The following is a 15,606-nucleotide window of genomic DNA, read 5'->3' on the forward strand; positions in this document are numbered from 1 at the left end:
TGGGCTCAAGAGGGGTGATCTTCGGGAAGGGAAACGGTCATCCGGGGAGGCCGGGTCGCACGGTTCCGGGTTCGGGTCCCGCCCCGGTTCCGGGTCCGGTTCCGGGTTCGGGTTCGGGTTCGGGTTCGGGCGTACGATCCCACGCCCGGGATGCGCTGGCCCGCGCTCGGACATCCGTGCTCTGGTCGCGCGTACGCAAGAAAATCTTCACAAGAATCGGATCTAGCGCGTAATGTCTCCGTGTAGATGTGTCAATGACGGGGGATCATCTTCTCGGACCACCGTGGAGGGTACATGGACGTTCATGGCCGTCTCGCCCGTCATCTGCTCGTCGACGGCTACCGGCTCGTGCTGGACCTCGAACGGAGCCGGGGGTCTCGCCTCGTCGACGCCCACACCGGCCGAAGTTACCTGGACTTCTACACCTTCTTCGCCTCGGCGCCCCTCGGGGTGAACCCGTTCGACGACGATCCGGAGTTCCTGGCGCTGCTCGGCAGGGTCGCCGCGAACAAGCCCGCCAACTCCGATCTCTACACCACCCACCTGGCCGACTTCGCCGAGACGTTCGCCCGGGTGCTCGGCGACCCCGAGCTGCCGCACCTGTTCTTCGTGGAGGGCGGCGCCCTCGCCGTGGAGAACGCGCTGAAGTGCGCCTTCGACTGGAAGAGCCGTCTCAACGCCTCGCGGGGACGCTCCCCGGAGCTCGGGACCAAGGTTCTCCACCTCACCCGCGCATTCCACGGGCGCAGCGGCTACACGCTCTCGCTGACGAACACCGACCCGATCAAGACCGACCGCTTCCCGAAGTTCGACTGGCCCAGGATCGAGGTGCCCGCGATCCATCTCGGCGACGTCGAGGCGGCCGAGGAGAGATCCCTGGCCGCGGCGCGGGCGGCCTTCGAGCGCCACCCCCACGACATCGCCTGCTTCATCGCCGAACCCATCCAGGGCGAGGGCGGCGACAACCACATGCGGGCGGAGTTCCTGCTCGGGATGGAACGGCTCTGTCACGAGTACGACGCCCTCCTCGTCATGGACGAGGTGCAGACCGGCGCGGGGACCACCGGCACCCCCTGGGCGTACCAGCAGCTGGGCCTGCGCCCCGATGTCGTGGCCTTCGCCAAGAAGGTGCAGGTGGGCGGGATCATGGCGGGCCGCAGGGTCGACGCGGTTCCCGGCAACGTGTTCCAGGTGAGCGGCAGGATCAACTCCACCTGGGGCGGCGGGCTGGTCGACATGGTACGTTCCCGCCGGATGCTGGAGATCGTGGAGCGCGACGGCCTGATCCCGCGCGCGGGCAGGCTCGGCGCCGAGCTCCTCGCGGCGCTGCGGGAGATCCAGGAGAGCTACCCCGACCTGGCGGAGAACGCGCGCGGGCGCGGCCTGATGTGCGCCTTCGACCTGCCGGACACGGTGGAGCGCGATCTCCTGGTGGCTCGCCTGCGGGAGGAGGAGGGCGTGCTGGTCCTGCCGTGCGGCGAGCGGTCGGTACGGCTGCGGCCGGCGCTCTCGATCACCTCGGAGGAGCTGGGGGAGGGCACGTCCGCCATCGCCCGCGCCCTGGAGGCCTCCCGCTGCCTGCGCCTGTCCGCCTAGCGGTACCGGGGTTCCCCGCGCCGGGCTAGTGGGGCTGAGGTTCCTCGCGGGCCGCCCGTTCCAGCCACAGGTCGATCGCGGTGACCCGCGAGTCGACGCCGAGCTTGGCGTAGATCCGGTTCACGTGGTTCTTCACGGTCTTCTCGCTCAGGAACAGGTGCTGGGCGATCTGCCCGTTGGAGCGACCCGTCGCGATCAGTTCCATAACCTCGGTCTCACGCCTGCTCAGACCCGTCACGACTCTGGGCTCTGCGTCGAACGGGGCATCGTCGACTCTCATCCGGCCTCCGTGGCTGCAACACGGTCAGGTCGCCGAAACCCCCGATCCTAACGGCGTAGCGATAGCAGCGAGCATAACCTGCAATATCCACTTTTGGTGGGTAATGAGGCTGGAAATGAAGAACGACCGGTCCCTGGGGACCGGCCGTTCTCGTGGGGTGAGCGAGGGGACTTGAACCCCCGGCATCTAGGACCACAACCTAGCGCTCTGCCAACTGAGCTACGCCCACCATCGCCGCCGCAGCAGCACATGAAAAGTGTAGCGGTCTTTGGGAGTCGTTTCGTACCGGGTTTCTCGTGAAACGCTCAAGCTCTGTGCGTGGACACGCCCTCGGCCAGTTCCCTGGCGGTGGCGGAGTCGGGGCCCGGCTGGGGCACGAAGACCGCCGCGCGGTAGTAGCGCAGCTCCCGGATGCTCTCGACGATGTCGGCCAGCGCCCGATGGCCGCCCTGCTTCTCGGGCGAGGCGAAGTAGACCCGGGGGTACCAGCGCCGGGCCAGTTCCTTCACCGAGGAGACGTCGATCATCCGGTAGTGCAGGAACGCGTCCACGGCCGGCATGTCGCGGGAGAGGAACGACCGGTCCGTGGAGATGGAGTTGCCGCACAGCGGGGCCTTCTTCGGCTCCCGGACGTGGCCCCTGATGTATTCGAGCACCATGGATTCGGCCTCGGCCAGCGTGACACCGCCCCCCAGCGCGTCCAGCAGGCCGGAGGCGGTGTGCATCTCCCGCACCACCTCCGACATCTGCTCAAGGGACTCGGGCGGGGGCTTGATGACCACGTCCACCCCCTCGTCGAGCTGGTTCAGCTCGCCGTCGGTGACCACGCAGGCCACCTCGACAAGCGCGTCACGCCCAAGGTCGAGCCCGGTCATCTCACAGTCGATCCAGACCAGCAGGTCACTCATAGCCCTCAGGGTAGTACTCACTTCACGAGAGCTTGAATGACTTGATCACCTTGTCTGCCACGGATAGGTCGAGATTGTCCGGTACGGAGACGTAGGCCAGCGCCGGACGCCTGCCCTCGCCACGGTCGACGATCACGAACGCGGCCCGCTCCCGCTTCCACTTCCAGCCGTTGACCTTCGACTGCTCGGAGAAGTCCAGGTCGAAGACGAACAGCCAGGCGTCCCTGCCGCTGACCTTGACGGCCTTGTCCTCGACGATCTTCCGGCGGTGCGGGGGGGTGTAGAAGGCGGGCTCCACGACCTGCAGCAGCGTCGTGGCGACCGAGCGCATGCTGTCGACGCCCTGGTAGCCGTACTGGTCGGGAAGCTCGCCGGTCAGCACGTTGCCGAGCCAGTTGCCGCCCCTGCCGTCGAAGTTCTCCTGGGCGACGGCGACGGCCGCGCTGGTCCAGACGAACCCGAGCCCGCCGCCGACGCTGGGGGGCACCTCCCACGGCTCGCCGGGCATCTCGTACGACAGGCCGGTCACCGGGTCCGTGACGCGCCCGTCCACGGCCTGGGGCGGGGGCGGCGCGCTCTGTGAGGGCGCGGGCGTCGCCTCGGGGGTCGGCTCCTGGCTGGGCTCCAGGGGCGCGGTGGGAGGCGGCGTGGGGAGCCCGGTGGGCTCGCCCGCGGTGTTCCTGCGCTCGGGGTTGATCAGGTACATCGCGGCGACCACGATCACGACGATCAGGATCAGCACGCCGCCGCCGCCCAGGATCCACGGCAGAGGGCCGCTCTTGCGCGGCGGCGGCCCGGACGGGTAGCCGTCGTACGGCGGGAGGGGCATCTGCGCCGTGTGGCCGTTCGGCGGCCCGCCCCACTGCGGCTGTCCCGTGCCCGCCGGCACCTGCGTGGCCTGCTGGTGCGCGGCCGGACCGGACCACTGGCCGGAGGGGCCGGAGGGGCCGGAGGGGCCTGGGGAACCTGCCCCGGGGGATCCTTCCGGCGCGGGGCGCGGCCCCATCTGCTGGGGGCCGAGCCCGGCCGGATGCGGCCCTGTCTGCCCGGGGCCGGGTCCCGCGGAGTGCGGCTGGAGGAAGGGGCCGGTCTGTGGTCCCGGCGCCGCGCCCTGCCCCGTGGGAGCGTCCGTCTGATGGGTGGCGTCGGTCCACTCACTGCCGTCCCACCACCGCAACAGCGGTGAGCCGTAGGGGTCGGGATACCAGCCGGAGGGGGTCTGCGTGGTCATGGCCGCCAGAGTAGTAAGAACGGCTTTGTGCCGCATTGTGGACCTTGATGATCAATCATGAACATTTGTAGGTGAAGGTGGCTCTGTCCTGGAGCTTCTTCCCCTCGGGGACCGGCGCGAGCAGCATCAGGGTGGCGGTTCCCTTGAAATTTCCCTCGCCCTTGACCGTCCACTCCAGGCTCACCTCGTGGGAGGTGTCCCCGGACGCGATCCGGTCGGTCTGCGCGATCGGCTCCTTGCGGTCGCTCCGCTTCCACTGGTAGCGGACCTCGCCGCCCGCGCCGTTGGTGGACAGCACACCGGTGATCTTGACCGTCGTGTCGCACCCCTGCGCCTTCCTCGGGGCGCTGACATCCACCTTCGTCACCTCCAGCGGTGTCGCCGAGCCCCGGAACAGCCAGATCGCCAGCGCGCCCACGACCATCAGCGCGAGGATCGCCGAGGCGAGGACCGTACGGCCGCGCCTGCGCCGCGCGCGGGGAGCCGCGGCGGCGGCGAGCCTGCCGGACGGCAACTCGGTCTGCTGCTGGTCCCGGCCGGCCCGCCACAGCTGGGCGGCCGTGGTCTCCGACGGCACTCCGGGACCGAATCGCATGACCACGTCCTCGGGCCGGCGCTCGTCACCCCCCGCGCCGCGCCGGTCGCCGGCCCCCGCGGCGCGCGGATCACCGGCCTTCGGGACGTGCAGCAGCGTGACGATGTCCCCCTCGTCGGGGGCGGGCCGCGCGGGGGCCGGATGCCCGCCGGAAGCGGGCGCCTCGTGCCCCGGCCACCGGTGCAGGGTGGCCACGAGCCTGTCGCGGGTGGTGAACCCGGACGGCAGGACGTCCCGCCCGGCGAGCAGCGCGTCGCGCGCGGGAGCGAGCCCCCTGATGGAGGCCGTCGCCGCCGCCCTCTCCAGCAGCCCGGCGGCCCCGCGGTCGGCCGAGGCCCAGGTCGCGGCCAGACCTCGGGCGAGCGACGCCCAGGCCGCCACGTCGCGTTCCGGCGCGGGAGGGCGGCCGAGCAGGGCGTCGGCCAGCCCTCGCTCCGCGAGCAGCGCCGACCCGTCCGAGGCGATCACCACGGTGCCCGGGTGGAGCTCCCCGTGGGCGAGCCCGGAGGCGTGCACGGCAAGCAGCGCCTGCGCGGTCTCCACCAGGACCGTGGCCGCGCTGCCCGCGTCGGGCCGGGGCGACCCGGGCGACCCGGGCGAGCCGGGCGACAGCAGGTCGCCCAACGTCGGGCTGACCGGTTCCGAGGTGATCAGCCAGACCTCGTCCCTGGCCGTGATGAGGTCGGCGATCGGGACCAGCCCGGTCGTGCCGCTCTGCGTGAGCCTGCGGTCGGCGACCACGGCCGCGACCAGCCGCTCGCGCGCCGCGGGATCGGCGACCAGCCGGGGGTCGAACCTGAGCGCGCTCCCCGGCCGCCCGTCGGCCGCGACGGCCGACGACCAGATTCCCAGGTCGTCCGCCCAGGTACGGCCGGTCAGCCGGAACCCGGCGGCGCCTCCCCCGGTGCTCATATCGCGATCGTTCCCCTGTCTACCGGCGTTTCCGGTGCCGTCCCGCCATGCCGCGCTTGACGGCCAGTGTGAACGGTACGGCACCGCTCGTCACCAGGCCCAGCGCGAGGAAAGCGGCCGGGGTCGCCTCCGCGGACGGCAGGGGCGAGGCGGTGAGGCGCGGAGGCGGTGAGGAGGCCGAGGGCGAGGTGCCCGGCGACGAGGTGTCCGTCACGGTGGGGGAGGGCTCCGTGGTCGGCTCCGTCGTCCGGGTCGGGGACGGTCTCGTCGTCGGACGGGTCGGGGCCGCGGTCGGCTGGGTCGGGGTGGCGGACGGCGGCCTGGTCGTGGGACGGCCGGTGTCGCGGGGACCGTCCAGGGTGGCGCTTTCCTCCGAGGTGGGAGTCGGCGCCGGCTGCTGCGTCGGCTTCCTCGTCGGCCGCGTGGTGGGCCTTCTGGTGGGCGTCGCCGACGGCGTGGGCGTGGCGGCCGCCGACGTCGCGGTGGGTGCCACGGGCGGAAGGCCCGAGGTGGCGGCGGTGCTCGGGGTCGGCGTGGGCGTCGGCGTGGCCGCGGACGGCGACTCCTCCACCGGCTCGTCGGTCTCGTCGGTCTCGTCCCCGGGGATGAGCGTCTCCAGCTCCGAGGGGGTCGGGCTCTGCGAGGTGACGGAACTCTGCGACTGGATCTCCGTGGAGCCGCCCGAGCCGACCAGCACCGCGGTCAGCCCGCCGATCACCGCGATACAGCCGACGCCGATGAGGATCTTGACGCTCAGCTTGCTGATCGAGGAGGTCTTCTCCCAGCCGTCGCCATCGCCGCCGTCTCCGTCGAGCTCGGTCATGGCCAGCGAGGTGTCGGCTCCGGGGACGGGCACGTCCAGCGGGAACATCGCGGCCAGCAGCCCGGCGACCCCGGCCAGGCGGCGCCGGCCGCGCTCCTGCCAGTCGGGGCCGTAGGCGTCGGCGGCCACCGCCTCCAGCTCGGTGAGGAAGGCGCTGGCGGTCGGCGGCCGGTCGGCGGGGTGCTTGGCCAGGCCGCGCTCGACCAGCCCCTGCAGGGCGGTGGGCACCTCCTCGACCGGCGGAGGCATCACCTGGTGCTGGCGGGCCAGCGCGGCGATGTTCGTGGCCCGGAAGGGACGGGCGCCGGTCAGGCACTCGAAGAACACGACGGTGGCGGCGTAGACGTCGGTGGCGGGCCCGGCGGGGCCGCCCACCCACTGCTCGGGAGCCATGTAGGGCGGCGTGCCCGCGGGGGTGTCGCCGTCGCCGGAGCGGACCGCGATGCCGAAGTCGACGAGCTTGCTCCTCCCGTCGGCCTCCACCATCACGTTCTCGGGCTTGAAGTCGCGGTGCACCACACCCGCCGAGTGCGCGGCGGCCAGTCCCAGGAGCGAGCCCTTGAGCACGAGCAGCGCGGCCTCGGGGCCGGTCGGCCCCTCCGAGCGCAGCAACGCCCGCAGGGCGACGCCGTTGACCAGTTCCATGACGATGGCCGCGCCGTCGCCGGTCTCGACATAGTCGTACAGCCGGACGGAGTGCGGGCTGCTCAGGGTGTTGAGCACCCGCGCCTCGTGCCGGAAGCGGGCCACGAACCCGACGTCGCTCCTGAGCTCGTCGGACAGGTACTTGATCGCCACCATGATGCCGTCGGCGTCGTGCCGAGCCATCACCACACGCCCGGCCGCACCGGCGCCCAACTCGCGGATCTCGGTGTATCCGGGGACTCGCCAGGCCGATGGCGTGCCGTACATAACGGTCTCCTCAGTTGTCTGGGCCCCCACCCATAACAGACGGACCGTAGCCTAGCGATAGATAACCGCATTCCGCTCATTAACCGTGAATCAGTCTCACGGTACGGAGCTGATCAGTGGTTATCCGCTATGCGCGGCTCGATTCCCCGGGTGAGGCCGGCGAGGAAGGTATGACCGAAATACCAATTTTCGGTCTTGCGCTGCGGGCGGCCGACGGTTTCACGGTGGCCCGCGCGGTGCGGGTGACCGTCACCTTCGGCCCGGGGCGCGCGGTGCGGGTGACCGTCGGCCTCGGGGTGGGCTTCTGCGTGGGCCCGGAGGTGGGCGCGGCCGTCCCGGGGACCGTCGGAGCCGGCCTCGGGGTGCGCGTCGGCCCGGCGCACGGGGAGGTCTCACCGCTCGCGCCGCTCGCGCGGCCCGAGGGGAGGCCGGTCACCACCACGTTCCAGGCGGCCCCGCACCCCACCCGGGGAAAGCCGAACCTGACCGTACGCGAGTAGCTCGTCGCGCCCGACAGCGGCACGACCGTCCTCCGTACGGCCTGACCGGCGCGGAAGACCACGCGCAGGCGTACCTGCCGGGCGTTCGCGGTGTCGACCGAGACCGCCACCAGGGCCGCGCCCCGCGCGTTGACACGGGCCCGCACCACCTCCACCCGGCGTACCCCCACCTCGGGCGGCGCGGTGGAGGGACCGGTCGTCGGCGGGGAGGACGGTGGCGGCGTCGGCGGCGTCGGCGCCGTCGGCGGGGAGGAGGACGGCCGGGGTGTCGGCCCGCCGGGCGTGCCGGTGGCGGGGGGAGCGCTCGCCTCCCCGGCGGTGGGGCCGGTGGAGGGGACGCTCTCCCCGGTGGGTCCGGACGACGAGACCGGTTCCGCGGACGCGGGAGGGGAGAAGGTCGCGGAGGAGGGCGCGGGCAGGGACGGCGACACCTGGCCCCGCGTGCCGGGCGAGGGGGGCAGGGGCGGCGTCGCGGCGACCACGTCGATCGTGCGAGGTCGCTCGGGCCCTCCCGAGGTCAGGGCGTACACGCCGGCGCCGCCCGCGACCAGCATCACCCCCGCGGCGCCCGCCGCCACCCCGGCGGACCTCGACCGCAGCGTGCGCAGCACCGTCCTGAACAGCGTGGTCCCGGCCACCGGGCCGGGGGCGGCGGGCGGGAACAGCAGGGGAAGCAGCGCCACCAGGGCGGCCAGCCGGGCCCGCCCGCGCTCCTCCCAGTCCTGCCCGTAGCCCGCGACCGCGACGCTCTCCAGCTCCGCCAGGAACTCCCCGGCACCGGCCGGCCGGTCACCGGGCCGTTTGGCCATGCCCCTGGCGACCAGGGGCCTGACCGGCTCGGGGACCTCGTCCACCGGGATCGGCGCGGTCATGTGCTGGTGCATCAGCACCACCCGCTCACCGGAGCGGTAAGGGCGGTGCCCGGCCAGGCACTCGAAGAAGACCGCCGTCGCGGCGTAGACGTCGCAGGCGGGGGAGGCGGGGGCGCCCGCCCACTGCTCGGGAGCCATGTAGGGCGGGGTGCCCGCGGCACGGCCGCCCTCTCCCGCCCGCACGGCGATGCCGAAGTCGACCAGCTTGCTGGTGCCCGTGGTCTCGACGAGCACGTTCTCCGGCTTGTAGTCGCGGTGCACCAGCCCGGCCCGGTGAGCGGTGGCCAGCCCCGCCAGCGAGCCCTTGAGCACGGTCAGCGCCGCCTCGGGCCCCGTCGAGCCGTGCTCGCGCAGCAGCTCGCGCAGGGAGACGCCGTTGACGGCCTCCATCACGATGGCGGCGCCGCCGGGCACCTCGACGTATTCGTACAGCCGGGCCACGTTCTCGTCCGCCAGCTCCACCAGGAGCCTGGCCTCCTCGCGGAAGCGGGCGAGGAAGCCCGGGTCGTCCCTGAGCCACTCGGCCAGGTATTTGATCGCCACCCAGGTGCCCGACTCGTCGTGACGGGCGAGGACCACCCGCCCGCCGCCGCCCACGCCGAGTTCGCGCAGCTCGGTGTAGCCGGGGGGTGTCCAGCCGATGGCCGTCATGGCCGCCTCCATGGTTCGGGGGCCGGATAGGGGCCTCGGTATGGAGACGCGTGGCGCGTGTGGCGGGTTTGCCGGAGAGGTTTACCGAACGGGCATGGTTCGCGACGCGATGTGCTCGGGCACGGCCAGGTCCCAGCTCAGCGCGGGATCGGGCTCGGGCGTGCCCCAGACCTGGTGCAGCGGCAGCACCCCGGCCCAGATCGGCCGCGCGTAGTCCTCCTCGTCGTCGACCGGCGGGCCCTGGCGCACCTTCACCGACGCCTCGGCGAGGGAGAGGGCGAGCACCATGGTCGCGGCGAGCTCCTTGCCGGTGGGCCTGCGGGTGGCGTCCCACTGGCCGGGGGCGAGCTGCTCGGTGATCGCCCGCAGCCCGGCCAGGCGCTCCTCGGCGTCCACCACCCGGCGGGGGCGGCCGTAGACCATGGCGGAACGGTAGTTGAGCGAGTGGTGGAAGGACGAGCGGGCGAGCACGACGCCGTCCACGTGGGTCACCGTGACGCAGACCTCGTCCGCGTTGCGCAGGGAGGTCGCGCCGGTGGAACCGTGCAGGTAGAGGGTGTCGCCGATCCGGCCGTAGCCGGTGGGGACCACCATGGGGGAGCCGCCGGCCAGGATGCCCAGGTGGCAGACCAGCCCGGCGTCCAGCACCGCGTACAGGTCCTCCCGGGAGGTCCGGCCCCTGTCCTTCGCGCGGTTGAGGGTGGTGCGGGGAGTCGAGGAAAGCGTCGAGGGCATGGCACTAACCTAGGAAGAAGTGGATACCGGGAACACGTCCACTTTCACGCGCTTACAGGAGACCACTTTGCCGCGCCCCTCCGTCGACCTGCCCGTGTCGGTGGACCGCGAGGCCGGTACGGCGCTCGCCGTCCAGCTCGGCGACCGCCTCAGGGACGCCATGCGCGGCGGCGCCCTCTCCTCCGGAGAGCGCCTGCCCTCCACCCGGGCCCTCGCCCGCCAGCTCGCGGTGAGCCGCACCGTCGTCACCGAGGCCTACCAGCAGCTGTACGCGGAGGGCTGGCTGGAGGGGCGCCACGGCTCGGGCACCTACGTGGCCGACATGGCGGTTCCCGCCGAGGGGAGGGTCCCCGCTCCGGCGGCGCCCGTTCCGTCGCCGGGCGGCGGGAACGGACACGGGAACGGACACGGGCACGGGCACGGGCACGGGCACGGGAGCGGGCGGAGGATGATCGACCTGCGCCCGGGACAGCCGTGGGTCCACGACTACGACAGGGCGGCCTGGCGCAGGGCCTGGCGAGGGGCGGCCGACCTGCCGCCGGCGAGCGATCCCGACCCCCGAGGCCTGCCGAGGCTGCGTGCCGCGCTGGCCGAGCACCTCCGCAGGACCAGGGCGATCCCCGTCGGGCCGGAGAACATCATGGTCACCCGGGGCACCGGCAACGGGCTCGACCTGGTCGCCGCCACCCTCCTGCGGCCCGGTGACCGGGCGGGCGTCGAGGAGCCCGGCTACCGCGTCGCCAGGAACGTCTTCGCCGGGCGGGGCGCCGAGCTCGTGCCCTGCCCGGTCGACGAGGACGGCGTCGTCGTGGACGGTCTCCCCGACGACCTGCGCGTCCTGTACACCACCCCCGCCCACCAGTACCCCCTCGGCGGGCGCCTGCCCATCCCGCGCAGGGAGCGCCTCCTCGCCTGGGCCCGCCGCACCGGCGCGGTCGTCGTGGAGGACGACTACGACGCCGAGTTCCGCTACGACGTCGCCCCGCTGCCCGCCCTGCACGGTCTCGATCCCGGCCGGGTGGTGCTGCTGGGCAGCCTGAGCAAGGCCCTGTCACCCGACATCGGCGTCGGCTGGCTGGTCGCCCGCCCGAGTTTCGTCGAAGCCCTCGCCGTGACCAGGGACGCCCTGGCCGACCGGACGAGCGGCCCGGCCCAGCAGGCGGTGGCGGTGCTCCTGGAGAAGGGGGACCTGGACCGGCACCTGCGCCGCACGCGCCTGGAGTACGCGCGCCGCCGCGCCGTGGTCGTCGACATCCTCGGCTCCGGCAGGGTCACGGGCGACACCGCGGGCCTGCACGTCATGGTGGAGTTGCCCGAGGACGCGGTCGAGCCCCTGGTCGAGGCGGCCCACGCCCGGGGCGTGCTGCTCGACTCGATGGCCCGCCACTACTACGGGCCGCGGCTGCGGCACGGCCTGGTGATCGGCTACGGCTCCGCGTCGCGGGCCGACCTCAGGCGAGGTGTCTCGGTGGTCGCCGAGCTGATCGGCTGACCGGTCCCCGGGGCCGTCCGGCGGATCGCGGGAACGGCCGCGCTCGTCGCCTGCTCCACCCGGCGCGGTACGGGAACGGCCGCGCGTCCTTCGGGGCGACCGGCCACCGGGCCCGCCTCGGCGTGGGACCGTTCCCACGCCGAGGCGACGAAACGGCTCACGCCTGCATGGACGTCCGAAGGCGGCCGTACGTCTTGAGGGCGCGATCGGCGGTGGTGCGCAGCAGCGGGCTGGCCAGGACCGTGCCGCGCGCCTTGCGCACCGGCACGCGCAGCATCCAGTGGACCCCGGCGCCTGGGCTCAGCCGGGCGATCCGGCCCTCCGCGACCTCGTACTCGCCGTTCTTGAGCTTCTCCTTGTACTCCTTCTCGCCGCGGCCCATGTCGATGACCTGGATCCCTGCCTCGGCGGCCTTCTCCGCCATGGCCAGGTGGTGGATCAGGCCGGGGGAGTATTTCGCGAAGGCGGTGTCGTAGGCGGGGAACCAGCCCGCGAGGGTGGTCCCGGTGCGCAGCCCGAAGTGCCCGGCGACCGGCTTGCCGTCCGCGTACAGCATGTCGAGGACCCCGCCGAAGTGCTCGGTGTCGGTGGCGAGGAGCCGCTCGACCAGCTCCACGATCCACGGCCGGGCGAACCGGTCGGTGCGGCCAGTGCGGCGGTACTGCTCGGTCTTCCAGCCGAGCAGCGTGCGCAGCGGCGCCAGGTCGGTGGTGGCGTAGTCGTGCCGCAGCGGCCCGGTGTCGCGCTGGAGCTTGCGGCTCTTGTACGCCGTCGAGCGGTAGGTCTTGCCGGAGGTCACCTTGATCGTCTCGATGTACGGCTCGTAGCCGTCACGCAGATCGATGATCGGCGAGGGGTATCTGCAGTGCCCCGGCTGGAGCAGCGGCTGCCCGGCGATCAGGTGGTCGAACTCGTAGACGGCCAGGCCGCACGCCCTGATCAGTCGTTGCGCGTCGATCTCCACGTCCTTGGCGTGCACCAGCCCCTGTGCATCGGTCAGGCCCGCGGCGACGGGCATGCCGATGCCCATCGGATGGCGTTCGAAGGGGAAGAATCCGACCACGTCCGACCCGTCGTGCAGCACCGCCACCCGGACGCGTTCCTGGAGCGCGCCGACGGTGACGGTGAACTCAGGAGACAGGAAGGGATTGTCGAAGGCGGGGTCGGCACCCTGGAGGGTTCTCCATCGGTCGATGTCGGCCGGGCCGAGGTCACGGGGCTGAACGATTGAGACGCGCATGAGCTCCTACTGGGATGTGCGGGGTCCCCTACGTCACCCAGTGAAGGATGCCGCAGAGCCCAAGCATGCTGGTAGGCACGTAATGTAACGATAAAGGACAGAACAGAGCTCGGGTGGTGTCGACCGCAACGTTTCGGGATCTCATTGGGCGACCCCGGCTGGCGCCGCTGACCCGAGTGACGTTCTAATGGTTGGCCATGAGCACCCCTGGCATCGACTGGCCACGCCTTGTCGGATGGATCGCGGCCAATGTCCCGGGCGTCGGTGAGCCTACCGGGGTCTCCATGATCGCGGGCGGCAGATCCAACCTGACGTACGTCGTCGAGACCTCCGGGCGCCGCCTGGTGCTGCGCCGCCCCCCGCTGGGGCACGTGCTGCCGACCGCCCACGACATGCGGCGCGAGTGGCGGGTGATCTCGGCTCTCGCGCCGACCTCGGTCCCCGTGCCCGAACCGGTCGCCTTCTGCGACGACCGGGACGTGATCGGGGCGCCCTTCTATCTCATGGGACACGTGGACGGCGCGGCCGTGCGGACCCGGGAGGACGCCCTGGGGCTCACCCCCGCCCAGACCCGGCGGCTTTCGGAGCGGCTGGCCGAGGTGCTCGCCGCGATCCACGCGATCGACTACAGGGAGGTGGGGCTGGGGGACTTCGGGCGTCCCGAGGGATACATGGCCCGCCAGCTGGAGCGCTGGGGGCAGCAGTGGGAGCGGTCGAAGACCGCCGAGCTGCCCGCGTACGACCGCCTGGTGGCCCGCCTGCGCGAACGCCTGCCCGCGCGCTCCGCCTCGACGCTGGTCCACGGCGACTACCGGCTCGACAACACGTTAGTGCGGCTCTCCCCGGATCCCGACATCCTCGCCGTCGTCGACTGGGAGATGTCCACGCTCGGCGACCCGCTGGCCGACCTCGGCCTCACCCTCACCTACTGGCAGGACCCCGGTGACGAGGAGCGCGCCTCGGTCCCGGTCGCGGCGGGCGTCACCGTGGCCCCTGGCTTCCTCACCGCCCGCGAGTTCGCCGCCCACTACGCCAAGGTCTCCGGCGCCGACCTGTCCGACCTGGACTTCTACGTGGCCTTCGGCAACTACAAGCTCGCCGTCATCGTGGAGGGCATCCACGCCAGGTTCAAGCAGGGCAAGACCGTCGGCGAGGGCTTCGAGCACATCGGCGCGGCCGTCCCCACGCTCGTCGACCGGGCACTGCGGGTCCTGGGCTGAACGGCCGCCGGTGATCCCCGCGCCCGCACCGCCGGCGCCGGGATCCGCGGCCGGGGGCCGGGCCGGGTGGGCGCGCGGGCGGACGGCAACTACCGTAGAAGTTTCAAGCGTCATGCAAGCCGCCACGGATACGCTGGCGGCGCGGCCGGTAACGCTTGCCTGTGAACCATGCCGGGGCACCGTCACGTCCGATGCCGCTATGGAACGCTACATTCGTTGACCTGCGAGGATCGAGGAAATTCGGTGATACCGACTAACGGACGGCACCAGCGACGGCGCCCGGCCTGGCCGGTCGCACTGGGGGCGTTGGTCGTGACGGCGGCACTCGTGGTCGGCATCATCGCCTATGCCGCCAAGCCGGACGTTCCGCGCGGACAAGCCATGACGATGGCCCCAACGCAGGCGGCACCCGTGCTGGAGGCACCCCCCGTCGTCCAGGACTGGCCGCGCTGGGGCATCACTCACACGGAGTTCAGCGCCGACAACGAGGGCAGCGAGGTCACCGAGGCCGCCTCCCACATGCTCAGCCGGGTCCCGATGCTGCAGAACCAGCACATCATGGGCTGGGGGGCGGGCAACCCCGAACCGGCGCCCGGCAGGAACGACTTCCGTGACCTCGACCGCCGGATCAGGTTCATGTCCGGCTCCCAGGCCATCCCGATCATCACGCTGTGCTGCTCGCCGGACTGGATGAAGGGCGGCAGCTCGGGCAGGACCGACTGGACGCAGCTGGAGACCGCGCCGCGGCCCGAGCACTTCGACGACTACGCCAAGCTCGCCGCGACCGTCGCCAGGCGCTATCCCACCGTCAAGCACTTCATGGTGTGGAACGAGCTGAAGGGCTTCTGGAACACGGCCCAGAACCGCTGGGACATCGAGGGCTACACCGAGTTCTACAACAAGGTCTACGACGCGCTGAAGGCCGTCGACAAGGACATCAAGGTCGGCGGTCCCTACGTGTCGGTCGGCAGCACCAGCACCCCCGAGCAGGGGGCGGAGATCCAGGGACCGTGGGGGAGCATCGTCCAGCGCGACCTGGAGGCGGTCGAGTACTGGATCGAGAACAAGAAGGGCGCCGACTTCATCGTCGTCGACGGCGCCTCGGTGACCAAGGAGGCCGGGGCCTTCCCCGACGAGTTCACCGCCCTGGGCAAGTTCGGCGCCCTCACCCGCTGGCTCCGGGAGAAGAGCGGCGACCTGCCGGTCTGGTGGGCCGAGTGGTACGTCGAGCCCATGAACAGCGACTGGGAGGAGGATCACCGCATCGCCGTCCACACGGCCGCGATGATGGAGTTCGCCACCAGCGGCGTCACCACCTCGCTCTTCTGGAACCCCCAGCGCAAGTCCACAGGTGACGACCAGGCCTGCCCCGGCTGCCTGTGGCACCCGACCACCGGCGTCGAGATGCCCATGGCGGGCATCATGAGCGGCTTCACCAAGTGGTTCCCCCTCGGGGTCCCGCTGGAGGCGGTGACCTCCTCCAACGCGCAGGTGCGGGTCCTGGCCCAGGAGCGCCAGCTCGTGATGGTCAACACCACCGCGGCAGACGCCGTCACCGTCGTGGACGGCAAGCAGTTCCAGCTCAAGCCGTACGAGGTCAGGTGGAGCGAGCGCGCGGGAGCCTAGCGACGCCGGCGAC

General features: G+C 72.0%; 12 protein-coding genes and 1 tRNA gene. 4 read left to right on the plus strand and 9 right to left on the minus strand.

The genetic code is table 11. The features are described 5' to 3' along the window. The first annotated feature begins 294 nt into the window (after window positions 1-294). Entirely contained in the window at window positions 295-1,596 is a 1,302-nt protein-coding gene (gene lat / locus ACTOQ1_RS08840) for an L-lysine 6-transaminase (RefSeq protein ID WP_440065764.1), read from the plus strand. Between the two features lie 25 nt (window positions 1,597-1,621). Here the strand turns inward: lat and ACTOQ1_RS08845 are convergent, their stop codons facing one another. The 8 genes from ACTOQ1_RS08845 to ACTOQ1_RS08880 form a co-directional block, all read right to left on the minus strand. Further along, the gene (locus ACTOQ1_RS08845; protein WP_362687442.1) at window positions 1,622-1,876 is read right to left on the minus strand and encodes a helix-turn-helix domain-containing protein; all 255 of its coding nucleotides are present in this window, start codon (window positions 1,874-1,876) and stop codon (window positions 1,622-1,624) included. Window positions 1,877-2,029: 153 nt separating this feature from the next. Then, window positions 2,030-2,105 (minus strand) — tRNA-His (locus ACTOQ1_RS08850). 76 nt (window positions 2,106-2,181) lie between these two features. Further along, on the minus strand, window positions 2,182-2,784 hold the full coding sequence (gene orn / locus ACTOQ1_RS08855) for an oligoribonuclease (RefSeq protein ID WP_440065765.1): 603 nt from the start codon (window positions 2,782-2,784) through the stop codon (window positions 2,182-2,184). A 22-nt stretch (window positions 2,785-2,806) separates the two neighbouring features. Then, window positions 2,807-4,015 carry a DUF2510 domain-containing protein gene (locus tag ACTOQ1_RS08860; protein WP_440065766.1) on the minus strand — a complete coding sequence of 403 codons (1,209 nt, stop codon included), beginning with the start codon at window positions 4,013-4,015 and terminating at the stop codon, window positions 2,807-2,809. A 55-nt stretch (window positions 4,016-4,070) separates the two neighbouring features. Then, on the minus strand, window positions 4,071-5,522 hold the full coding sequence (locus tag ACTOQ1_RS08865) for a hypothetical protein (RefSeq protein WP_440065767.1): 1,452 nt from the start codon (window positions 5,520-5,522) through the stop codon (window positions 4,071-4,073). A gap of 19 nt (window positions 5,523-5,541) precedes the next feature. Further along, window positions 5,542-7,257 (minus strand): serine/threonine-protein kinase, encoded by a 1,716-nt coding sequence (locus ACTOQ1_RS08870; RefSeq protein WP_440065768.1) that lies wholly within the window; start codon window positions 7,255-7,257, stop codon window positions 5,542-5,544. 127 nt (window positions 7,258-7,384) lie between these two features. Continuing rightward, window positions 7,385-9,280 carry a protein kinase domain-containing protein gene (locus ACTOQ1_RS08875; protein ID WP_440065769.1) on the minus strand — a complete coding sequence of 632 codons (1,896 nt, stop codon included), beginning with the start codon at window positions 9,278-9,280 and terminating at the stop codon, window positions 7,385-7,387. A gap of 81 nt (window positions 9,281-9,361) precedes the next feature. After that, on the minus strand, window positions 9,362-10,015 hold the full coding sequence (locus tag ACTOQ1_RS08880; RefSeq protein WP_440065770.1) for a pyridoxamine 5'-phosphate oxidase family protein: 654 nt from the start codon (window positions 10,013-10,015) through the stop codon (window positions 9,362-9,364). A 67-nt stretch (window positions 10,016-10,082) separates the two neighbouring features. On the opposite strand from ACTOQ1_RS08880, the gene pdxR reads away from it, so the two are divergent. After that, window positions 10,083-11,507, plus strand: coding sequence for a MocR-like pyridoxine biosynthesis transcription factor PdxR (pdxR, locus tag ACTOQ1_RS08885; RefSeq protein WP_440065771.1), 1,425 nt, complete (start codon window positions 10,083-10,085; stop codon window positions 11,505-11,507). A 157-nt stretch (window positions 11,508-11,664) separates the two neighbouring features. Here the strand turns inward: pdxR and ACTOQ1_RS08890 are convergent, their stop codons facing one another. Further along, window positions 11,665-12,747, minus strand: coding sequence for a GNAT family N-acetyltransferase (locus ACTOQ1_RS08890; RefSeq protein WP_440065772.1), 1,083 nt, complete (start codon window positions 12,745-12,747; stop codon window positions 11,665-11,667). 197 nt (window positions 12,748-12,944) lie between these two features. On the opposite strand from ACTOQ1_RS08890, the gene ACTOQ1_RS08895 reads away from it, so the two are divergent. Together ACTOQ1_RS08895 and ACTOQ1_RS08900 are read left to right on the plus strand one after the other, a co-directional pair. Then, window positions 12,945-13,967 carry a phosphotransferase family protein gene (locus ACTOQ1_RS08895; RefSeq protein WP_440065773.1) on the plus strand — a complete coding sequence of 341 codons (1,023 nt, stop codon included), beginning with the start codon at window positions 12,945-12,947 and terminating at the stop codon, window positions 13,965-13,967. A gap of 243 nt (window positions 13,968-14,210) precedes the next feature. Continuing rightward, window positions 14,211-15,593, plus strand: a complete 1,383-nt coding sequence (locus tag ACTOQ1_RS08900) for a GH39 family glycosyl hydrolase (RefSeq protein ID WP_440065774.1) — start codon at window positions 14,211-14,213, stop codon at window positions 15,591-15,593. Window positions 15,594-15,606: the final 13 nt, after the last annotated feature.

The organism is Streptosporangium sp. OZ121 (assembly GCF_051918885.1).
GTDB lineage: Bacteria > Actinomycetota > Actinomycetes > Streptosporangiales > Streptosporangiaceae > Streptosporangium.

Coding starts and splice junctions, on each gene's coding strand:
- ACTOQ1_RS08880 (WP_440065770.1), bottom strand. CDS start 10,015: ATGCCCTCGACGCTTTCCTCGACTCCCCGCACCACCCTCAACCGCGCG.
- ACTOQ1_RS08875 (WP_440065769.1), bottom strand. CDS start 9,280: ATGACGGCCATCGGCTGGACACCCCCCGGCTACACCGAGCTGCGCGAA.
- ACTOQ1_RS08895 (WP_440065773.1), top strand. CDS start 12,945: ATGAGCACCCCTGGCATCGACTGGCCACGCCTTGTCGGATGGATCGCG.
- ACTOQ1_RS08860 (WP_440065766.1), bottom strand. CDS start 4,015: ATGACCACGCAGACCCCCTCCGGCTGGTATCCCGACCCCTACGGCTCA.
- ACTOQ1_RS08845 (WP_362687442.1), bottom strand. CDS start 1,876: ATGAGAGTCGACGATGCCCCGTTCGACGCAGAGCCCAGAGTCGTGACG.
- ACTOQ1_RS08865 (WP_440065767.1), bottom strand. CDS start 5,522: ATGAGCACCGGGGGAGGCGCCGCCGGGTTCCGGCTGACCGGCCGTACC.
- ACTOQ1_RS08870 (WP_440065768.1), bottom strand. CDS start 7,257: ATGTACGGCACGCCATCGGCCTGGCGAGTCCCCGGATACACCGAGATC.
- orn (WP_440065765.1), bottom strand. CDS start 2,784: ATGAGTGACCTGCTGGTCTGGATCGACTGTGAGATGACCGGGCTCGAC.
- lat (WP_440065764.1), top strand. CDS start 295: ATGGACGTTCATGGCCGTCTCGCCCGTCATCTGCTCGTCGACGGCTAC.
- ACTOQ1_RS08890 (WP_440065772.1), bottom strand. CDS start 12,747: ATGCGCGTCTCAATCGTTCAGCCCCGTGACCTCGGCCCGGCCGACATC.